The organism is Rhabdothermincola sp. (assembly GCF_036846205.1).
Classification (GTDB): domain Bacteria; phylum Actinomycetota; class Acidimicrobiia; order Acidimicrobiales; family Acidimicrobilacustridaceae; genus Rhabdothermincola.
Map to the genome: position 1 here is coordinate 1 of NZ_DAIUCK010000042.1, position 3,203 is coordinate 3,203.

3 protein-coding genes are annotated in these 3,203 nt (G+C 68.3%); 1 reads left to right on the forward strand and 2 read right to left on the reverse strand.

Going from position 1 to position 3,203, the window contains the following annotated elements; genetic code table 11:
• On the forward strand, nucleotides 1-1,094 hold a 1,094-nt coding region (locus V7004_RS07855), incomplete at its 5' end, for a putative bifunctional diguanylate cyclase/phosphodiesterase (RefSeq protein WP_334143198.1).
• A gap of 9 nt (nucleotides 1,095-1,103) precedes the next feature.
• Here the strand turns inward: V7004_RS07855 and V7004_RS07860 are convergent.
• The gene (locus V7004_RS07860) at nucleotides 1,104-1,508 is read right to left on the reverse strand and encodes a hypothetical protein (RefSeq protein WP_334143199.1); all 405 of its coding nucleotides are present in this window, start codon (nucleotides 1,506-1,508) and stop codon (nucleotides 1,104-1,106) included.
• A 29-nt stretch (nucleotides 1,509-1,537) separates the two neighbouring features.
• The coding region (locus V7004_RS07865) for a DUF11 domain-containing protein (protein ID WP_334143200.1) at nucleotides 1,538-3,203 on the reverse strand (1,666 nt) is incomplete at its 5' end.

Sequence of the window (3,203 nt, forward strand, 5' to 3'; positions counted from 1 at the left end):
AGGTGGCGCGCCGGTTGCTTGCAGAAGTCCGGCCGAACGACACCGTGGCCCGGATCGGCGGCGACGAGTTCGTGGTCGCGTGTGGGGACTTCGTGGACGACGAGCAGGTGCTGCACCTCGCGGATCGCCTCAGTGACGGACTCAACCGTCCCGCCATCATCGCCGGTCGGGTGGTGGACATCTCTGGGAGCATCGGCGTGGCCATCACCCGGAGTCCGGCGCACGATCCTTCGAACCTCCTGCGCGCCGCTGACCTGGCCATGTATCGAGCGAAGAGCAGCGGCCGCCGCCGCGTCGGCCTCTTCGACGAGCAGCTTGCGCATCTGGCCATCGACCGGCTCGAGGTGGAAGCCGACCTGCAGGACGCTCTGCGCGACGAACGGCTCGTCCTGCACTACCAGCCCATCGTCGACCTGCGCAACGACGAGGTCGTGGCCGTGGAGGCTCTCTTGCGTTATCTGCGCCCCGGTGGTGAGCTCGTCGAACCCGGCTCGTTCCTCCACGTGGCCGAGGAGAGCGGGCTCATCGTCCCCATCGGTCGTTGGGTGATGCGTGAGGCCTGCCGCCAGGCGGCACGGTGGCAGGAGGAGCTGAACCGTCCGCCGCAGGTGTCGATCAACCTGTCGGGGCGGCAGATCGCCGACCCGGACTTCCGTGACACGATGCTCGAGGCCCTCGAGGAGACCGGCGTCGATCCGAGTCTGCTCTGCCTCGAGGTGACCGAGACGGTGTTCGTCGACGCGCCCCGCTCGCTCATCGCGACGATCGACGTCTTGAAATCACGGGGTTTGACCCTCGCGATCGACGACTTCGGAACCGGCTACTCGAGCCTCACCTATCTGAAGCGACTCCCCGTCGATCGAATCAAGATCGACCGCTCCTTCACCGCGGGGCTGGCCGAAGACGCCGAGGATCGAGCGATCGTCGCCGCGGTCACCGGCCTCGGGCGTCAGCTTGATCTCAGCGTGGTCGCCGAAGGCGTGGAGAGCACTGAGCAGTTGGAGCTGTTGCGCGGGCTCGGCTGCGACCTCGCCCAGGGGTTCCTGTTCGCCTCCGCCGTCCCACCCGACGCCCTCGCGGCGATCCTGCGTTGATCGACGGTCTCACGGGCCGGGGCTGCAGCCTTCCACCACGAGGGTGCCCACCCCGATGCCTTCGAAGGCTCCGGTGATCCGAAGCGGTGGACCGCTCTCCACGACGGCGTCGGCGGCATGCAGCACCTTCGGCGGATCGCCACCGAGATTGGCACCCATCGAGCCGGTGCCGTCACCCAGCGACGCCTCCGCGCTGACCGCGATGGCGACCTGATCGGCGCGTGTGCCCCGACCCGAGATCAGCAACGTGCCGGTGCCGTCACCCCCGGTCGATTCGCAGGCCACGGCGAAGGTGAAGGTCTCGCCCGCCAACTCGAGCCGGGCTGGACCTCCGCCGGTGAAGTTGGTCGCGGTGGGCGGGCCCGCCTGTTGCTCGCCGGCCCTACATCCGGCGAGCAACAGGACTGCACCCATCACACACCGTGCGCTACGGCCGCCCGGCGTCACGCTCGACGCCGGCGCCCGGCCAACACCAGCACCAGCCCGCATCCGACGAGCAGCACGCCGGCGCCGACGCCCCGAGCGAGGTCGAGACCGGTGCGCGGCAGGGTCGCCGCCTGCACCGCCGGTCGTGCCTGCGTCACGCCCGCCACCGCGACGACCGGGGTGGTGACATCGTCACGGTTGTTCGACGGGATCTGGTCCGGCTCATCGGCACGAACCTCGGCCACGTTGGTCACCGACGGTTGAGCACCAGAGCCGACGAGGACCGTGAGCGCGACCTCCACGGTGGTGCCGGCGCCCATCGAGGGCACGGTGCAGGTGATGGTGGTCGTGCCGCCGCAGCTCCAGCCACTCGGCGGCTGGACGGACACCAAGGTCAAACCGGCCGGAAGTTGGTCGGTCACCACCACGTTCGTCGCGGTGGACGGTCCGTTGTTCGTGACTCGCAGCGTGTAGGTCGCCTGCTCGCCGACCGTGAAGGTCGTCGCAGGCGTCTCCTTCACGATGGCCAGATCCGCGACCGGGGTGACCGGGGTCTGCTCGTCGTCATCGTCAGACGCTGGAGTGCCGTCGTCATCCACGACCGAAGCCACCACCGTGTCGGTGACGACCTCACCACCCGAGCCTTCGACCCGCACCGTGAACTCGCAGGTGTAGATCTCGTCAGGACCGATGCTCACACCCGCTTCGCACGTGGTGGCGAGTACCGGACCGGTAGCGGGTGCCGTCACGCTGAAGGGCGTGCCTCCGTCGATCGAGTCGGTGATGGCCGTGACCGTCACCGACTCGAACGAGGTGTTGTGGATCGACACGGTGTAGGTGACTTCACCACCCGGTGCCGCCACGGTCGCGCCGCCGTCGTCCTTGGTGACCTCGATCGTCGGTGGCACATCGGTGATGATGACCGAGGCATCGTCCTCGCCGCTGGCCGTCGTGCCGTCATCATCGATGACGGTTGCTCGCACCACGTCGGTGACGACGTCCTCAGCATTGCCCGACACGACCAGGGTGAACTCGCAGGAGTACGTGGATCCTGGTGCGATCGAGGCGCCGATCTTGCAGGTCGTCGCCGTGATCGGTGCCGACACCACCGTGACGTCGAACGGAGCGCCGTCATCGATCGAATCGGTGATGGCCGTGACCGTCACCGGCTCGGACGACGTGTTCTGGATCGACACGGTGAAGGTCACCGGCGCCCCTGGCTCCGGCACCGATGTCGGGTCAGCGGACTTGGTCACCGAGATCGTCGGCGCGACGTCATCGACCCGCACCACGGCGGTATCCGTGTCGGAGAGGTGCTCGCCCGACCTGCTCGATCCGCTGGCGGTGGCCACGTTCATCACGGTGCCCGGTTCGAAGCTCGTGAGCTCCGACTGCCCGGTCGCGGTGCCGCCAGCCGCCAGATCGTCCGCCTGGCCGTCACCGTCCTGATCGGACAGACCCGACAGGGTCACCGCGAAGTCGTCGCCGAGGATCAGCGGGGTGCCGTTGTCGTCGACCAACGACACGTTCAACAGCGGCGCGCTGCCCGGGTTGGTGACCACGTAGCAGTAGCGGACCTTCTGGCCCTCCTCCACCACGAGCGTGACGCCGTCGACTCCGGGGCAGGGCTGACCCTCACGCACGGCCGTCTTCACCACGTTCACCGCCGGCCTGGTCACCATC